Here is a 13,630-nt window from a genome sequence, read left to right as displayed (position 1 = left end):
CCCGGCAGGTCACATACCCTTCTTCTGCGGCTCTGCCGGCGCGCTCAGGTCCAGCCCCCTGGGGGCCGGCAACCCCTTGGCCGGAGCGGCCAGTTGCTTTTGAACATCCGCCTGGATCGCCTGCAGCACCGGCAGCAGGTCGCGCATGTTTTCCCGCACTTCCGGGTAGGCGTGCTTCTGCGATAACTCGTCGACACGCATCAGCAATTGCGTGCGTACGTCCTGCGGCAAGTGGATGAACAGCTCGGGCATCTGCTTGGACAGCTCTGCGCTGTAGAGCACCAGGTCCTGGCGGTCGAACTGCGCGGTCAGGCCGAGATAGTCCAGCGCGCTGCTGGTCAGCATCGAAGCGGCGGCCTTGGCTTCCTGCATGCCTTGCAGGCGCACAGGGTTGCGCTGTTCGTTCTGCGCCAGAGTCATCCAGAATTCCACCGTGAGGTTGAACAGGATCGCCTGCTCGCGCAGCGAATAGCTCATCAGGCCGAGTGCTTCGGCACCGTAGGGCTGCTTGGCGGCGCGGAAGTTGAAGTACAGGCGCATCAGCTCCTTGAGCTTGAACAGCACTTCGCGCGCCTCGTTCTGCCGTAGTTCCAGTGGCGCGTAGATGTTCAACTGCTGGCGGAAGTTCTCTTCGCTGACCATGCGCTGGTAGATCGGCCCGGTGAACTCGCCACTGCGCCGGGGCAGGCCGTTGACCTGGGTTTCGTCGATCTTCTTCAGTGCGTCGATCAGCAACTGGTAGTCGGCACTGGTCCAGGGGCGCTGCACATCGGGAATCTTCTGGCCGAGGTAGTAGAGGTCGGCGCTGAAGGCGGAGCGGCAGAGAACCAGCAAAAGGATGGCCAGCGGCCAGAGCATACGGCGTGGTAGGTTCGGCACGAACAGGCTTTCCTTGCGCGGGAGCGGTCGGCCTAGGTTAGCGAGGCCGAAGGCTGGCGTCATCCCGCGCCTTGGTTGGGTGCAGCGGGGGAGGGGCGATGGAATCGGCGGCAGTCAGCGCGGTCTTCGAGGATCTTGGCGGCTTTGGCGCGGTTGCGCAGCAGGCCGGGCATGGCGAAGGACCGCTGGTGGGGCATTTGCAGCGCGCCAATATCCAACTGGCGAGTATTCCGGTGTTCGTCGCCAAGGGCCTGGCCGATACCACGGTGAATGACCTGCTGGACGCCGCCAAGGTGTCGCGGCGCACTTTCTACAAGTACTTCCAGAGCAAGCTCGATGTGCTCGAAGGCATCTACCGCACCGCGGTGCAATTGTTGCTGACGCGGTTTCGCGAGATGCGCAATGCCACCGGCAGCAGCGACGCCTGGCTGCGGGCGATGGTCGAGCGCTTCTTCGATTACCACTTGGCGGTGGGACCGATCATTCGCCTCATGCACGAGGAGGCGTTACGCACCGACTCACCATTGGGCGCGCATCGCGCGGCGGCTCACCGCGAGCTGCGAATGCTGCTGGAGGAGCGCTTTGCCGGCGAAGGCGTGCAACACGCGGCGCTGACCTACCAGGCATTGATCTGGGCGCTGGAGGCAACATCGCTGGACCTGCTCGGCAAGGGTGGCGACATTCCGCTAGGCGAGGTGAAGCAGGTGATCGGCGACTTGCTGGTGACGACGCTCTGCTCTCGCAATACCCAGCTTCAGCACGAGTAGTGCCGGCGTCCCGATGATCCGGCGCACTGTTTCTCCGCACAGAACCTAGGTTGGGCGCGGTGGCCGGAGCGCTGTGGTGTGATCGGCGTTCGAGAACAACAAGCACGGGAGTCACTCGTCCATGTCCGCCACCCTGTCTCTGCAACCACCGTTGGCCGAGGGCCTGGCTCGCTACGGTTTCGGCGCTCTGCCGCTGGAGGCGCTGGTTGCCCGCTACGCCGCGCCGGAATCCGGCTCGCGCTTCATCGAAGTGGATGGCTTCGATATCCACTATCGCGACGAAGGCAGCCGCGACAAGCCGGTGCTGGTGATGGTCCACGGTGTCATGGCCTCGCTGCACACCTGGGACGGCTGGGTCACCGCGCTGGCCGATCACTTTCGCATCATCCGCCTCGATGTTCCGGGCTTCGGCCTCACTGGCGGCGGCCGCGACCGCGACTACAGCGGCGAGCGCCTGGTGAAGGTGTTCGGCATGTTCCTCGATCGCCTCGACCTGAAGCAGGTTTCCCTCGCCGGCAACTCGCTGGGCGGCTACATCGCCTGGAACTATGCGTTGATGCAGCCGCACCGGGTTGAGCGGATGATCCTGGTCGATCCGGCTGGCTACTACATGCAGAAAGTGCCGCTGATGATCGCCAGCGCGGTGCTGCCCGGTGCCGGTGTCCTGATGCCGATGTGGATGCCGCGTGCGCTGGTTGCCCAGGGCATCAAGGAGGTATATGGCGACCCGCGGAAGATCCAGCCGGGCGTCATCGACCGCTACTACGATATCAGTCGTCGTCCGGGCAATCGCCGGGCGATGATCGATATCTTCCGCGTCCTGGTAAAGGCCAATCGCGAGGAGCTGACCGGCACACCGAACCGGGTGGCGGAGCTGAAGGTGCCGACGATGCTGATGTGGGGCGAGCGCGACCGCTGGATTTCGCCGCGCCATGTGCCGATGTGGCAGCGCGACGTGCCGGGTATCGAAGTGAAGGTGTATCCGGGCGTGGGACACATTCCGATGGAGGAGATCCCCGATGAGTCGGCGGCGGACGCCTTGCGCTTCCTGCATGCCTGAGCCTCGGTCGTTCCCATGAAAAAGCCCGGCTCACGCCGGGCTTTTTCGTTCTGCCGAGCCGCCTTTCGCCAGCGGACAGCCATCGACTGCGGTGTGCTCGCGGCGTGAGCATCGTTGCGCTCCACGCCATCCTGCAAACGTACCAATAGGTGACAGACGAGGGGAGCGTTATCCGGCGGCGGAAACGACACCGCCCCGACAGCGCGGGGCGGTGTTCGTTGCAGGGGATCGATCAGCCCGCGTGCGCCAGCGGCTGGGGGTCGTACTCCTTGCGTACCTCGTACAGCAGGTCGAGGTTGTTGTGCTGCCAGGGGTGGAAATCGCTCTTGAAGAAATCCAGGTATTCGCGCACCAGCGGGCGGAACACGCCGTTCTTGCCCCAGCTCCACTTCAGGCCGTCGCGCCAGACTCGCCAGTTCCACAGCAGGCCGTCCTTGCGCAGCATGTGGGTGAGGCCGCGGAAGGTGTCCAGGACGAAAAAGAACGTCGCCATCACCATCGCCCGGCGCAGTAGCTTGCGGCTGCCGCAGACCTGGTTGTAGACGTCGAAGGCCACTGCCTTGTGCTCGGTCTCCTCCAGCGCGTGCCAGCGCCACAGGCGCTGCATCACCGGGTCGGCACCCTGCAGGGCGCGTGGCTCGGTGAGCAATCCGTTGGCCATGATCGCGGTGATGTGCTCCAGCGCAGCGGTAGCTGCCAGTTGGCGCTTGGCGGGGAATTTCTTCTGGGTGTAGCGGATGCGTGCCTGGGCCAGCTTTTCGATGCGGGTGATGTCGTAACCCTGGTCGCGCAGGCGCTGGCTGTAGATCAGGTGTTCACGGCTGTGAAGACCTTCCTGACCGATGAAACCGCGGATCTGCTCCTTGAGCACCGGGTCGGTGATCTGGTCGCGGAAGTGGCGTACCGAGTCGATGAAGAAACGTTCGCCGTCGGGGAATAGTACCGACATCGCGTCGAAGAGATGGGACTTGAAGGCGTCCCCGCTGTGCCAGTGGCGTGGCAGCGGATCAGGCAGATCGAAGTCCATATGTCGGGGCTTGATTTCCAGTCCCGCGGGAGTGGTGCTGGCCATGGCGGCTCCATTGTTGTGGTTGTCCATGTTCACTACTGTGGGCTTGTGGGAAAAGCCTCACAAGGTTATTGTCTGCCAACTTTCCGGTCATATCCGGCCAGCGGTCGATACAAGAAAAACGATGAAACAACCGCTCAACTTCACCGCCGAACTGGTGCCCGTCGCCTATGCGCAGGCACTTCTGGACCTCGCCGAGGAACTTGGCGTGCCGCGTGCGCGCCTGTTCGACCTGGCCCGCGTGCGCCCCGAGGTGTTGCAGAGCCCCAATGGCCGGCTGTCTTTCATCGACTTCAACCTGCTGGCCGGCGCCGCGCTGGCCAACTGCGGCGAGCCGGCCTTCGGCCTGCTGCTGGGGCAGCGGCTGAACGTCTCTACCCACGGCATCCTCGGCTACGCCGTGCTCTCCAGCGCAAACCTCGAGCGCGCCATCGGCTTTGCCCTGAAGTACTACCGCGTGCTGGGGCTGGCCTATGACCTGGAAATGATCGAGGACGGCGGGGTTTCCTCGTTGCGCGCCAGCGAATCGATTCCCCTCGGGCCGATGGGGCGTTTCGCCGCCGAGGGCTTGATGACCAGCCTTTACACCATCGCGCGTTTCCTGGTCGGCGAGCCTCTGCAGGGAGTCAGCGTCGGCTTCGGTCATCCCGCGCCGCCCTATGCCGAGCGCTATACGGAGGTATTCGGCTGCACTGTGTTGTTCGACCAGCCCTATCACTTCATCGCGCTGCCCAGCGAATACCTGGCGCGGCCGATGGCGCTTGCCAATCCGGCCACTGTGCAGATGTGCGAACAGCAATGCGAAGCGCTGCTGGCCACGCTGGACGTGCAGGAGGGGCTGCTCACTCGCATCCGTCGCCTTCTGCTTGCGCGTCCCGGCGAGTTTCCCGACCTGGAAACCGTAGCAGGCGAGCTGCACACCAGCGGGCGCAGCCTGCGCCGACATCTTTCGAAGCTGGGCACCACCTACCAGGAAGTGCTCGACGATGTGCGCAAGCGCCTGGCATTGCAGTACCTCACCACGACGCACCTGCCACTCTACGAGATCGCGCTGTTGCTGGGCTTCAACGATCCTTCAAACTTCCGGCGTGCGTTCAGGAAATGGACCGGCAAGCTGCCCACCGATTACCGGCAGGACACCTGAGGCCCGGCTCGCCAGCGCCCGGTGTAATCGGCGAAAATGCCGGCCTTTCCCAGCCAACGAGTGAGCCCGTGATGAGTGAGCAGCCTGCGCTGATCCGCGAAACCTTCCCTGTCGGCCCGTTGCAGTGCAACTGCACCATCATCGGTGATCCGCTGACGAAGAAGGCCATCGTCGTCGATCCGGGCGGCGATCATGAGTTGATCCTGCAGCGCCTCGACGCGCTGGGGCTGAAGGTGGTGAGTATCATCCACACCCACGCGCATCTGGATCACTTCCTCGCCTCCGGTCAGATGAAGGAGAAGACCGGCGCGACCCTGCACCTGCACAAGGACGACCAGTTCCTCTGGGACAACCTGGAAATGCAGTGCCGCATGTTCGGTGTGCCCTACACGCCGGTACCGTCGCCGGACCAGTGGCTGGCGGACGACGAGGAGCTGGCCTGCGGCTGCGGCGTTGCGCTGCACACTCCGGGGCATACTCCGGGATCGATGAGCTTCTGGTTCCCCCGGGACAAACTGCTGATCGCCGGCGACACTCTGTTCCGCCGGAGCATCGGCCGCACCGACCTGTGGGGCGGCGATTACCCCACCATCGAGCGCTCGATTCGCGAACGCCTGTATTCGCTCGACGAAGAGGCCACCGTGATCACCGGACATGGCCCGGACACCCGGCTCGGAGAAGAGATGCGCGAAAATCCATTCGTTAGAGTTTGAGGATCTTTTACTCAAAAAGATGGAATTTTTCCGTCAGACTATGATCTAAGCAGCGCCCAATCGGGCGACATCGTTATCGAGGAGTCTTCCTTCATGTTCACTGCACGTAGTCTGTCCATGGTCGCGGCCGCCACCGCCTTCGCTCTCATGGCCGGTTGCGCCTCCCAGAACCCCTATGATCCCAACACCCAGGTTCCGCCCGAGGGTGGCATGAGCAAGACCGCCAAGTACGGTGCCCTGGGGGCCTTGGCCGGTGCCGTCGCCGGTGCCGCGATCAACCACGACAACCGTGGCAAGGGCGCGATGATCGGCGCCGCCGCAGTGGGTGCCGCCGCCGCAGGTTACGGCTACTACGCTGACAAGCAGGAAGCCAAGTTGCGCCAGCAGATGCAGGGCACCGGCGTACAGGTCGAGCGCCAGGGTGACGACATCAAGCTGATCATGCCGGGCAACATCACCTTCGCCACCGACTCGGCAAACATCGCGCCGTCCTTCTATACCCCGCTGAACAACCTGGCCAACTCCTTCAAGGAGTTCAACCAGAACAGCATCGAGATCGTCGGCTACACCGACAGCACTGGCAGCCGCCAGCACAATATGGACCTGTCCCAACGCCGTGCGCAGTCGGTGGCGACCTACCTGACCTCCCAGGGTGTCGACGCTTCCCGCGTCAGCACCCGCGGCATGGGCCCGGATCAGCCGATCGCCTCCAACGCCAACGCCGATGGCCGCGCGCAGAACCGTCGCGTCGAGGTCAATCTGAAAGCCCTGCCGGGCGCGCAGACCCAGCAGTACCAATAAGCGCCGCCCATGAAAAAGCCCGCCAATGGCGGGCTTTTTCGTTTCTGCCGCCGGGCCGGCAGCGCGGCTCAGGCCCTGGCTGCCGGAAACTCCCGGTGCAATTGGCCGAGCAGGGCGTCCTTGCGCTCCCACAACTGGTTGACCCAGAGCTGGAACTCGGCGCGGTAGCCTTCATCCTGATCGTAGCTCTTGCCAACGAACTGGCGCGGAATTTCGAGCTCCTCGAAGCGCACCACTACTTCGCGCAGCTTGCCCGACAGCAGGCACCAGAAGGTCGGGCGGCCGTCCGGGTAGTGGATGGTGATGTTCACCAGGGTCTTGAGCTGTTCGCCCATCGCGTCGAGCACGAAGGCGATTCCGCCAGCCTTGGGCTTGAGCAGGTGCTTGAACGGCGACTGCTGCTCGTCATGCTTGGCCTGGGTGAAACGGGTGCCTTCGAGGAAGTTGAAGATCGACACCGGAATGCGGCTGAACTTGGCGCAGGCGTTGCGCGTGGTTTCCAGATCCTTGCCTTTCTTTTCAGGGTGCTTGGCCAGGTAAGCCTTGCTGTAGCGCTTCATGAAGGGGAAATCGAGCGCCCACCAGCACAGACCGATGATGGGAACCCAGATCAGTTCCTGCTTGAGGAAGAAGCGTAGCAGCGGGATGCGACGGTTGAGCTGGTACTGCAGAACGAGGATGTCGACCCAGCTCTGATGGTTACTGGTCACCAGATAGGAGTGCTCGTACTCCAGCCCTTCGAGCCCCTTCACGTTCCACTGGGTGCGGCGGACCAGATTCATCCAGCCTTTGTTGCAGGCGATCCAGCTTTCGGCGATCAGGCTCATGATCTTGCTGCAGGCGCGCTGCGCGGCGACGAACGGCAGGACGATCTTCACCAGCGTCATGCTGAACAGCAGAGTCGCCCAGCACAGCGTGCTGACCACCAGGATCAGGGTGGCGAGAATGCCGCGCAGGGCGGGAGGGAGGAAACTCAACATCGAGGAATGGTCCTTGTACGTGGGCGCCCGCCGTGCGGGCGCGTGAAGCGTTCTGGGGCACATCCCCGTGCCGTGGCAATCAGCCTTTCGCGTCCTTGCTGCTGTCCGCCTGGATCGCGGTCAGCGCGATGGTGTAGACAATGTCGTCCACCAGTGCGCCGCGCGACAGGTCGTTCACCGGTTTGCGCAGACCTTGCAGCATCGGTCCGATGCTGACGCAGTCGGCGCTGCGCTGAACCGCCTTGTAGGTCGTGTTCCCGGTATTCAGGTCTGGGAATACGAACACGTTGGCGCGCCCGGCAACCGGGCTGTCAGGGGCTTTCTGGCGACCTACGCTGGCGATGGCGGCGGCATCATACTGCAAGGGGCCATCAATCAACAGATCGGGACGTTTTTCCTGCGCGATGCGTGTGGCTTCGCGTACTTTCTCGACATCTGCACCCGTTCCGGAGTCTCCGGTGGAGTAGCTGATCATCGCCACGCGCGGCGTAATGCCGAATGCCTGCGCGGAGTCGGCACTCTGCAGGGCTATCTCCGCCAGGTCACTGGCCGAAGGGTCGGGATTCACCGCGCAATCGCCATAGACCACCACCTGTTCGGGCAGCAGCATGAAGAATACCGATGACACCAGGTTGTAGCCGGGGGCGGTCTTGATCAGTTGCAGCGCCGGGCGGATGGTGTTGGCGGTTGTGTGGATGGCGCCTGAGACCAGGCCGTCCACCTCTTCCAGGGCGAGCATCATGGTGCCAAGCACCACGTTGTCTTCCAGTTGCTGCTCCGCCATCGGAGCGTTGAGGCTCTTGCCCTTGCGCAGTTCCACCATTGGCTCGACATAGCGGCTGCGTACCAGGTCCGGATCGACGATTTCCAGGTCCTCCGGCAGCACGATGCCGAGCATCTGTGCTACGGCCTGCACGTCGTCGGGCTTGGCCAGCAGCACGCAGCGGGCGATGCCACGGGCATGGCAGATTGCCGCGGCCTGGACAGTGCGCGGTTCGCTGCCTTCGGGCAGGACGATGCGCTTGCCGGCGCGGTTGGCGCGCTGGGTCAACTGGTAGCGGAACACCGGCGGCGACAGGCGCAGCTCGTGGGGCGTACCGCAGCGCTGCTTGAGCCAGTCGAAGTCGATGTGCTCGGCGACGAATTCGGTGACGCGTTCGGCACGCTCGCGGTCGTCTACCGGGATCTCCTTGTTCATCTGGCTGAGGTTGCCGGCAGTATCGAACGAGCCGGTCTTCACCGTCAGTACCGGCAGACCGCTTTGCAGGGCGCTGCGGCACAACTCCATGATCCGCGCGTCCGGCACCAGGCCGGAGCACAGCAGCAGGCCGGCCAGCGGTACGCCGTTCATGGCGGCGAGGCAGGCGGCGAGGATGATGTCGTCGCGATCGCCCGGCACCACCACCAGCACTCCGGGCTTGAGCAGGTGCACGGTGTTCGGCGCGGATGGCGCGCAGAGGATGATTTTCTGCACACGGCGTTGTTCGTAGTCGCCGGCATTGAGCACGCTGGCGTCCAGCAGATCGGCCACGTCGCGGGTGCGCGGTGCGTTCAGCTCGTCCTGCCAGGGAATGCAGCCGAGCAGGCGCACGTCGCCGTCGCGTAGCAGCGGGGAGTGTTCCTTCAGGCGCTGGCCGAACAGGCGAGCGGCTTCGGCGGCGCTACGCGGCATGTCGTCGCTGTCGCCGCCACGCACCTTGTTCACTATCAGGCCGGCCAGGCTCGGGTCGCGCGGGCCACCGAACAACTGGGCGAGAATCTCGATGCGGTCGGACAGCTCGGCGGCGGTCTCGCCATCCGGCGAGGACACCAGGATCACCTCGGCGTCGATGCTGCGCGCCATGTGCCCGTTGATACGCGCGGCGTAGCTGGCGTGCTTGGTCGGCACCATGCCTTCGACGATCATCACGTCCTTGTCCGCCGCCGCCTGGTTGTACAGGCCGATGATTTCTTCCAGCAGCTCGTCGAGCAGGCCGTCGCCGAGCATCCGTTCGACCTTGCCCAGCGACAGCGGCGTGGGGGCGTCGAGGCCGTGGGTGCGGGCGACCAGTTCGCTTGAGCGCTCCGGGCCGTCGTCGCCGACATGGGGCTGGGCGATGGGCTTGAAGAAGCCGACCTTCAGGCCGGCGCGTTGCAGGGCGCGGATCAGCCCCAGGCTGGTGGATGTAAGGCCGACGCCGAAACCGGTCGGCGCGAGGAAGAAGGTGTGCATCCAGGCTCCTTAAGCCGTGCAGGAATGGCGGCTGTCCTTGTGGGGCGGCCGCGCGGGAATTTCAGTCGAGTACGGCCAGAGTGTCGAGTGCGATCTGGCGTTCCTCGTTGGTGGGGATCACCAGCACTCGGGGATGGCCGGGCAGGTGGATAGGCCCGCCGATGCCGCCCACGCAGCGCGCATTGGCCTGGCCGTCGAGCTCCAGGTCGAGCACGTGCAGGTGCTTCACTGTCAGGTTGCGCACCAGCGGGGAGTTCTCGCCGATGCCGCCGGTGAAGATGATGCCGTCCAGACGCGGCAGCGCACAGGTCAGCGAGGCGAGGGACTTGGCCAATCGGTAACAGAATACTTCGATGGCTAGTGCTGCTCCGGCATGGCCCTGCTCGCGGGCGTGTTCCAGGGTGCGCATGTCGTTGGACAGGCCCGACAGGCCGAGCAGGCCGCTGTCGTTGTTGAGCATGTGGTCGATCTTCTCCAGGCTCCAGCCGAGAGTGCGGGCGAGGTGGCTGTGCAGGTTCGGATCGACGTCGCCGCTGCGGGTGCCCATCATCAGGCCTTCCAGCGGGGTCAGCCCCATGCTGGTGTCGCGGCTCTGGCCGTTGGCGATGGCGCAGGTCGAAGCGCCGTTGCCCAGGTGCGCCGATAGCCAGTTACTGTCGCCGACCGCCAGGCCGCTCATCTGCGCCGCCATGTGGCTGACGTAGCGGTGGCTGGTGCCGTGAAAGCCGTAGCGGCGCACGTGCTGCTCGCGGTACAGCGGCTCGGGGATGGCGTAGCGGTAAGCCCGCTCGGGCAGGCTCTGATGGAAAGCCGTGTCGAATACCGCGATGTGCGGAAGATCCGGATAGAGCGCCAGGGCGGCGTCGATGCCCAGCAGGTTGGCCGGGTTGTGCAGTGGCGCCAGTGGCGAGGTTTCGCGGATGGCCGAGAGGACTTCCTCGTCGAGACGCGAGGCCTGAGTGAAGCGCTCGCCACCGTGCACCACACGGTGGCCGATGGCGTGCAGCTCGCCCTGGGCGGCCTGGCTCACCAGCGGCAGCAGGCGGCCGAGGGCGGCCTTGTGGTCGCCGCCGGGAAGTTCCAGCGTCTGTGGCTGGTCGTCGCCCTCAGCCTGCCAGCGCAGGCTGGCGCCGCTGGAACCCAGGCGCTCGGCGAGGCCGTGGAGGATGAAGTCGTCACGGCCTTCGCGGACCAGGGCGAATTTGATCGAGGAACTGCCGCAATTGATCACCAGGATGTTGCGTGCCGGCATGCTTACTCCTTGTCGCTGTTCTGTTCCTTGGTGCACCAGCCGCAGGAGAAGTGGCGGCCGATCATTGCCTGCCGCTGTTGCGCATCGATCACCCAGGGCCTGGACTGCCACGGCGGCTGGTGGCGCAGGTGCTGGGTATGGCCGCAGGACAAGACTGCCACCCAGTGCCCTTCTTCGTCCTGATGAAAGTCAAGCAGGCGCGGAGCGTCCGCGCGGCCCCGTCCGTCCGTCTTCGGGTCGCAATCGGGTGCGCCGCCGCGTAAACTTACGCGCTCAACTTCTATATCAGAAAGGTTTCGTACCATGCAGATCGCGGCCAACAAGGCGGTTTCCATCGACTATACCCTGACCAACGACGCAGGTGAGGTCATCGACAGCTCCGCCGGCGGCGCTCCGCTGGTCTACCTGCACGGCGCCCGCAACATCATCGCTGGTCTGGAAAAGGCCCTGGAAGGCAAGCAGGTTGGCGACGAGCTGGATGTCACCATCGAGCCGACCGACGCATACGGCGAGTACAGCGCCGAGCTGGTCGCTACCCTGACCCGCGAAATGTTCGAAGGCGTGGATGAACTGGAAGTCGGCATGCAGTTCCATGCATCGGCTCCGGACGGTGGCATGCAGATCGTCACTATCCGCGACATCGACGGCGACGACGTGATCGTCGACGGCAACCATCCGCTGGCCGGCCAGCGCCTGAACTTCAAGGTGAAAGTGGTCGACGTGCGCGATGCTTCCGCCGAAGAAGTCGCCCACGGCCACATCCACGGCGAAGGCGGTCATCACCACTGATCGGCAGATTGCCGGCTCGGGTGAAGCCATCGTCGAGCTGCTAAGCTCAATCGGGAAAGGCGCCTTCTGGCGCCTTTCTCATGCGACAAAGCCAAGGCATTTTTCCCGAATTGACTGGGATGCGCAGAGGGCGGGACAACCTGTCCGCCGCTGCGCGGGCACACTGTGCCTCTATCTCCAAGGAGCAAGCAATGAGCGCTTTTCACGATCTGACGCTGCAAGGCCTGGACGGCAAGGACCTGCCGTTGGCGCCGCTCAAGGGCAAGGTGGTGCTGGTGGTCAACGTTGCCTCCAAGTGCGGCCTTACTCCGCAATATGCCGGTCTGGAGAAGCTCTATCAGCAATACCGTGACCAGGGTTTCGTGGTGCTCGGCCTGCCGTGCAACCAGTTCGCGGCCCAGGAGCCGGGTAGCGAAGCCGAGATCCAGTCGTTCTGTGCGCTGAACTACGGAGTGAGCTTCCCGATGTCGTCCAAGCTGGACGTAAACGGTGCCGAACGCCATCCGCTGTACCGCCTGCTGGCCGGCGAGGGGGCAGAGTTCCCCGGCGACATCACCTGGAACTTCGAGAAGTTCCTGCTTGCCCCGGACGGTCGGGTGCTGGCGCGTTTCAGTCCGCGTACCGCGCCGGATGACCCGGCAATCGTCCAGGCCATCGAGAAGGCGCTTGCCGCCTGACCCTGTGCGGCGGGAGAGGGCGCATACGCCAATCCCGCCGGCATTTCTCCCGCGGAACTTGTACCGCGCCGCGCAGGGCGGCTTAATCGGGGAACCCGCTTCCGGAGCCCGCCATGAGCCGTTTCGCCGTCGAGTCGTCCTGTCTGCCCGCCACGCCCGATGCGCTTCGCGCCCTGATCGAACAGCGCCGCGCGGTGCGCCGATTCCTCGATGAGCCGGTGGCGGACGAAATACTGCGCGACTGCCTGGAGCAGGCCGTGCTCGCGCCCAATGCCTGCAACCTGCAGCCCTGGAGCTTCCAGGTGATCCGCGACCCCGAGCTGCGCCGCAGGCTGGTGCCGGTTTGCCTGGGACAGAATGCGGCACGCACTGCGCCGGTGTTGATCGCAGTGCTGGCGCGCCCGGACACCTGGCGCGAATCCTGCGCCGCGATTATCGAGCAGTGGCCGGAGCCGCAGGTGCCGGAGAAAATCCGTGACTTCTACCAGCGCACCGCACCCTTCCAGTACAACCAGGGGGCGTTCGGTCTGCGCGGGTTGTTCAAGCGCGTGCTCTACGCCTTCGTTGGCCAGCGCCGTGCCCTGATGCGCCAGCCCAACAGCCACGCCGAAATGCGCCTGTGGGCGGTGAAGTCCACCGCGCTGGCGGCACAGAACCTGATGCTCGCGCTACAGAGCCACGGCCTGGCCACCTGCCCGATGGAGGGCTTCGACGAAGTGCGGCTGCGCAAGGTGCTGGAGATTCCGCGCCGCGCAGTGCCGATCATGCTGCTGGCGGTGGGGCGGGCTGCCGAGAATGGCGTCTACAACCCGCGCCTGCGCTTCCCGTTGGAACAGCGCGTCAGTTGGCACTGAGCGCATCGGGCCGGGTGAGCACGCCCATCCGGCCGCCACCGAACGACCAATCGTCACTCTCACTGGTGGTTATCTGCACCATCACGTCCTCGCCGGCGATGCGCAGGTTCTCGCCCAGCAGCGCCGTCAGCCGCCGATAGAATGCCTGCTTGGTCTGTCCGTCGCGCGGTCGGCCGATGGTGATCGCGATCAGCACGAAGTCGTCCGAGCGCGGCCCGCCGAGGTAGTTGCGGTCGAAGGCGAACTCGTGGGGCTCGTGCTGGTGAATCATCACGAAGCGGTCATTGACCGGTACATCGAACGCCTCGTGCATGGCCTGGTAGACCGTGTCGGCGAGCTCGCGCAGGTACTCGGGCTGCTTGCCCCTGAGCAGGGAGATGCGGACGGTAGGCATGGTGCCGTTCCTCGGTGAGTGATTGACGAGCCCAGGCTA

General features: G+C 64.5%; 15 protein-coding genes. 8 read left to right on the top strand and 7 right to left on the bottom strand.

Going from position 1 to position 13,630, the window contains the following annotated elements:
* Window positions 1-9: 9 nt before the first annotated feature.
* On the bottom strand, window positions 10-879 hold the full coding sequence (locus OU419_RS23005) for a hypothetical protein (protein WP_254470446.1): 870 nt from the start codon (window positions 877-879) through the stop codon (window positions 10-12).
* A 98-nt stretch (window positions 880-977) separates the two neighbouring features.
* Between OU419_RS23005 and OU419_RS23000 the strand changes: the two genes are divergently transcribed.
* Both OU419_RS23000 and OU419_RS22995 read left to right on the top strand, forming a co-directional pair.
* On the top strand, window positions 978-1,646 hold the full coding sequence (locus tag OU419_RS23000) for a TetR/AcrR family transcriptional regulator (protein WP_254470447.1): 669 nt from the start codon (window positions 978-980) through the stop codon (window positions 1,644-1,646).
* 121 nt (window positions 1,647-1,767) lie between these two features.
* Entirely contained in the window at window positions 1,768-2,706 is a 939-nt protein-coding gene (locus OU419_RS22995) for an alpha/beta fold hydrolase (RefSeq protein WP_254470448.1), read from the top strand.
* Window positions 2,707-2,938: 232 nt separating this feature from the next.
* Here the strand turns inward: OU419_RS22995 and OU419_RS22990 are convergent, their stop codons facing one another.
* On the bottom strand, window positions 2,939-3,778 hold the full coding sequence (locus tag OU419_RS22990; protein ID WP_254470449.1) for a metal-dependent hydrolase: 840 nt from the start codon (window positions 3,776-3,778) through the stop codon (window positions 2,939-2,941).
* 121 nt (window positions 3,779-3,899) lie between these two features.
* Here OU419_RS22990 and OU419_RS22985 point away from each other — a divergent pair, with 121 nt between their 5' ends.
* The 3 genes from OU419_RS22985 to OU419_RS22975 all read left to right on the top strand — a co-directional run bounded on the left by OU419_RS22985 (window position 3,900) and on the right by OU419_RS22975 (window position 6,433).
* Entirely contained in the window at window positions 3,900-4,919 is a 1,020-nt protein-coding gene (locus tag OU419_RS22985) for an AraC family transcriptional regulator (protein ID WP_254470450.1), read from the top strand.
* Window positions 4,920-4,990: 71 nt separating this feature from the next.
* A complete protein-coding gene (locus OU419_RS22980; protein ID WP_254470451.1) occupies window positions 4,991-5,632 on the top strand; it encodes an MBL fold metallo-hydrolase in 642 nt (213 codons plus the stop codon).
* Window positions 5,633-5,725: 93 nt separating this feature from the next.
* Window positions 5,726-6,433: an OmpA family protein gene (locus OU419_RS22975; RefSeq protein ID WP_254470452.1), complete on the top strand. Its 708-nt coding sequence runs from the start codon at window positions 5,726-5,728 to the stop codon at window positions 6,431-6,433.
* A 68-nt stretch (window positions 6,434-6,501) separates the two neighbouring features.
* Here OU419_RS22975 and OU419_RS22970 read toward each other — a convergent pair whose 3' ends face one another.
* The 4 genes from OU419_RS22970 to OU419_RS22955 all read right to left on the bottom strand — a co-directional run bounded on the left by OU419_RS22970 (window position 6,502) and on the right by OU419_RS22955 (window position 11,212).
* Window positions 6,502-7,413: an acyltransferase gene (locus OU419_RS22970; RefSeq protein ID WP_254470453.1), complete on the bottom strand. Its 912-nt coding sequence runs from the start codon at window positions 7,411-7,413 to the stop codon at window positions 6,502-6,504.
* Between the two features lie 79 nt (window positions 7,414-7,492).
* Window positions 7,493-9,625 carry a phosphate acetyltransferase gene (pta, locus tag OU419_RS22965; protein ID WP_254470454.1) on the bottom strand — a complete coding sequence of 711 codons (2,133 nt, stop codon included), beginning with the start codon at window positions 9,623-9,625 and terminating at the stop codon, window positions 7,493-7,495.
* Window positions 9,626-9,686: 61 nt separating this feature from the next.
* Window positions 9,687-10,877, bottom strand: coding sequence for an acetate kinase (locus tag OU419_RS22960; protein ID WP_254470455.1), 1,191 nt, complete (start codon window positions 10,875-10,877; stop codon window positions 9,687-9,689).
* 2 nt (window positions 10,878-10,879) lie between these two features.
* Window positions 10,880-11,212 carry a DUF3565 domain-containing protein gene (locus tag OU419_RS22955; protein WP_254470456.1) on the bottom strand — a complete coding sequence of 111 codons (333 nt, stop codon included), beginning with the start codon at window positions 11,210-11,212 and terminating at the stop codon, window positions 10,880-10,882.
* Here OU419_RS22955 and OU419_RS22950 point away from each other — a divergent pair.
* The 3 genes from OU419_RS22950 (at window position 11,181) to OU419_RS22940 (ending at window position 13,197) form a co-directional block, all read left to right on the top strand.
* Window positions 11,181-11,666 carry an FKBP-type peptidyl-prolyl cis-trans isomerase gene (locus OU419_RS22950; protein ID WP_254470457.1) on the top strand — a complete coding sequence of 162 codons (486 nt, stop codon included), beginning with the start codon at window positions 11,181-11,183 and terminating at the stop codon, window positions 11,664-11,666. The genes OU419_RS22955 and OU419_RS22950 overlap by 32 nt on opposite strands.
* A gap of 191 nt (window positions 11,667-11,857) precedes the next feature.
* Window positions 11,858-12,343 carry a glutathione peroxidase gene (locus OU419_RS22945; protein ID WP_254470458.1) on the top strand — a complete coding sequence of 162 codons (486 nt, stop codon included), beginning with the start codon at window positions 11,858-11,860 and terminating at the stop codon, window positions 12,341-12,343.
* A gap of 113 nt (window positions 12,344-12,456) precedes the next feature.
* On the top strand, window positions 12,457-13,197 hold the full coding sequence (locus OU419_RS22940; protein WP_254470459.1) for a nitroreductase family protein: 741 nt from the start codon (window positions 12,457-12,459) through the stop codon (window positions 13,195-13,197).
* Here OU419_RS22940 and OU419_RS22935 read toward each other — a convergent pair.
* The gene (locus tag OU419_RS22935) at window positions 13,184-13,591 is read right to left on the bottom strand and encodes a tautomerase family protein (RefSeq protein WP_254470460.1); all 408 of its coding nucleotides are present in this window, start codon (window positions 13,589-13,591) and stop codon (window positions 13,184-13,186) included. The two genes, OU419_RS22940 and OU419_RS22935, sit on opposite strands and share 14 nt — an antisense overlap.
* Between the last annotated feature and the right edge of the window lie 39 nt (window positions 13,592-13,630).

This window comes from Pseudomonas triclosanedens, assembly GCF_026686735.1.
Taxonomy (GTDB): Bacteria; Pseudomonadota; Gammaproteobacteria; order Pseudomonadales; family Pseudomonadaceae; genus Pseudomonas; species Pseudomonas triclosanedens.
Note: the sequence above shows the minus strand (reverse complement) of the source record. Positions and strands in the feature narration are given on the sequence as shown.

What these genes read in the sequence shown, in the direction of transcription:
- OU419_RS22990 (WP_254470449.1), bottom strand. Translation starts at nt 3,778, where the DNA reads ATGGCCAGCACCACTCCCGCGGGACTGGAAATCAAGCCCCGACATATG.
- pta (WP_254470454.1), bottom strand. Translation starts at nt 9,625, where the DNA reads ATGCACACCTTCTTCCTCGCGCCGACCGGTTTCGGCGTCGGCCTTACA.
- OU419_RS22960 (WP_254470455.1), bottom strand. Translation starts at nt 10,877, where the DNA reads ATGCCGGCACGCAACATCCTGGTGATCAATTGCGGCAGTTCCTCGATC.
- OU419_RS22970 (WP_254470453.1), bottom strand. Translation starts at nt 7,413, where the DNA reads ATGTTGAGTTTCCTCCCTCCCGCCCTGCGCGGCATTCTCGCCACCCTG.
- OU419_RS22955 (WP_254470456.1), bottom strand. Translation starts at nt 11,212, where the DNA reads ATGGAAACCGCCTTGTTGGCCGCGATCTGCATGGTACGAAACCTTTCT.
- OU419_RS22940 (WP_254470459.1), top strand. Translation starts at nt 12,457, where the DNA reads ATGAGCCGTTTCGCCGTCGAGTCGTCCTGTCTGCCCGCCACGCCCGAT.
- OU419_RS22985 (WP_254470450.1), top strand. Translation starts at nt 3,900, where the DNA reads ATGAAACAACCGCTCAACTTCACCGCCGAACTGGTGCCCGTCGCCTAT.
- OU419_RS22935 (WP_254470460.1), bottom strand. Translation starts at nt 13,591, where the DNA reads ATGCCTACCGTCCGCATCTCCCTGCTCAGGGGCAAGCAGCCCGAGTAC.
- OU419_RS22980 (WP_254470451.1), top strand. Translation starts at nt 4,991, where the DNA reads ATGAGTGAGCAGCCTGCGCTGATCCGCGAAACCTTCCCTGTCGGCCCG.
- OU419_RS22950 (WP_254470457.1), top strand. Translation starts at nt 11,181, where the DNA reads ATGCAGATCGCGGCCAACAAGGCGGTTTCCATCGACTATACCCTGACC.
- OU419_RS22995 (WP_254470448.1), top strand. Translation starts at nt 1,768, where the DNA reads ATGTCCGCCACCCTGTCTCTGCAACCACCGTTGGCCGAGGGCCTGGCT.
- OU419_RS23000 (WP_254470447.1), top strand. Translation starts at nt 978, where the DNA reads ATGGAATCGGCGGCAGTCAGCGCGGTCTTCGAGGATCTTGGCGGCTTT.
- OU419_RS22945 (WP_254470458.1), top strand. Translation starts at nt 11,858, where the DNA reads ATGAGCGCTTTTCACGATCTGACGCTGCAAGGCCTGGACGGCAAGGAC.
- OU419_RS22975 (WP_254470452.1), top strand. Translation starts at nt 5,726, where the DNA reads ATGTTCACTGCACGTAGTCTGTCCATGGTCGCGGCCGCCACCGCCTTC.